The sequence below is a fragment of the Bradyrhizobium sp. Crot121 genome (assembly GCF_059512385.1).
The window spans coordinates 1-1667 of the sequence record NZ_JCAMOR010000228.1 but is presented as its reverse complement, the minus strand read 5'-3'; the positions used below and the strand labels follow the sequence as shown (position 1 = coordinate 1667).

1 protein-coding gene and 1 pseudogene are annotated in these 1667 nt (G+C 57.7%); both read right to left on the bottom strand.

What is annotated here, in order from left to right; all coding sequences use genetic code 11:
- Positions 1 to 819 precede the first annotated feature (819 nt).
- Positions 820 to 1149, bottom strand: a complete 330-nt coding sequence (locus AC5ZGW_RS46175; RefSeq protein WP_130231954.1) for an H-NS histone family protein — start codon at positions 1147 to 1149, stop codon at positions 820 to 822.
- A gap of 50 nt (positions 1150 to 1199) precedes the next feature.
- Positions 1200 to 1667, bottom strand: a pseudogene (locus AC5ZGW_RS46170) (IS5 family transposase); the annotation flags it as partial.

Below are 1667 nucleotides of genomic sequence, written 5' to 3'. Positions count from 1 at the left end.
GTCTGGACCAAGAAAAAGGTCCGTCAACGCCGGTTCAAAGGCCGCCGTATCACTCAGCTCTGATTCCGGGTACTAGCAGCACGCTGAACATGTTGTGTTGATCGGCGTTTTCGGATGGCGGTGGTTTGAGGAGATCCGCCAGAAGCACCACGGGAATGCCGTCCTTCTTGCCAAGGCGCACCCAATCTCCATCGTTCGAACAAACGCAGTCAGCTCCCTCTACGTTCGCAATCCCCATGATCTGACGATCGTGGTTGACTTTCGCCCGGTTCGCGGTGCCCCCCTTCTGGCCAGCATCCAAGACTCGCCGATGCGCGTCTGCGGTCTCAACTCCAGCACGTTCAGCAACTGGCGCAATCGGAAATCGCGAAGAGCGCGTCCCGCGATGCTGACGATGGCGAACGCACCGGGAAACCCCGGTCTTGCGCCTCACCCCCCAACGTGGGACACGCCCTCGTATGCCTCGATCTTTCGCGAGGAGCTGGCAACGTAAATAGGCTTGCTGGCCGCGCCTCGCCATTGTCCAATTCGTTTAATGACCTTTACAGACAAGAACCATAATTACCGCCGCGTGCCCAGGGAGGGCTTTAGAAATGGGGAAGAACGTCCGACTTTCGAACAAACGCCGGCTCAATTTCCAGCAATGCGCACCCGATCTCGGCGACCAATTTGCCGAGCTACTTTGGTTGAGAGAGCAGGTCAGACGGGCGGAAACTTTGGATCCCGAAAGGCTCCTGGCCGAATTCAGAGCTTACCGGGAGCAGAGAGCGAGCAAAGCTGGCAGAGTGACGCATTAGCATGATTGCCTGATCATGCTCGCTAATTGCCGGATTGCGGCGAGCGGGCAGCGTCTCGGCTCTCGATCCGCGGCTGAACTTTGAAGTCGTCGATACGCTTTCCCAGCTTCAATTGCGCGACGAGCCACCGCGGCTGCTTGCCTCGACCTGTCCAGGTCTGTGATGGCTGATCGGGGTTTTGGTATTTTGGAGATACCAGCGGGTATAACCGACTCGCGGACACCAACTGCCTCAGGCGGTCGTCCAGACCCAGCTTTTCCTGCCGGATCTTCTGCTGCAACACTTTAGAGACCTCAACGTGCAAGCTCCACAGCTCGTCAACGGTCATCCGTTCCAGTTCGGCTCGTTTCATGGCGACAAAACATCCAGGTCTTCATCATCCCTAAGACTCTGACTCAAAATTCATGACTTGACGTTGGCCGATCTGGCGATGCGGCGCACCAGTTGTCGAGTTGACGCAATAAGGAGCCATGCTTCAGCCGAGGTGACGGAGGCCTCCCAATCTTTGGCGAGACGTCGGCAGCGGTTGAGCCGTGCCAACGTGCGTTCGACGACCCAGCGTCGGGCAACAATAACGAAGCCTTTTGCGTCATCCGGGCGTTTAACAATTTCAATCGTGGGCCCGTCGATTTTCCGGAGCGCGTTTTTCAAGCTTTTCGCCGGCGTAGCCGCCGTCAGCAAACAAGTGTGCAATAGTCGGGTAGCTCGCACACGCCAAAGTGACGACGGCCGGCGCGCCGTCCCGATCCTGAACATTGGCCGGGTGCACGATGGCGCTCAGCAAATTTCCTTCTGTATCGGTGACGATGTGGCGCTTGCGACCTTTGATCTTCTTGCCCGCATCAAAGCCGCGTGGCCCTCCGCTCTCGG

Coding starts and splice junctions, on each gene's coding strand:
- AC5ZGW_RS46175 (WP_130231954.1), bottom strand. CDS start 1,149: ATGAAACGAGCCGAACTGGAACGGATGACCGTTGACGAGCTGTGGAGC.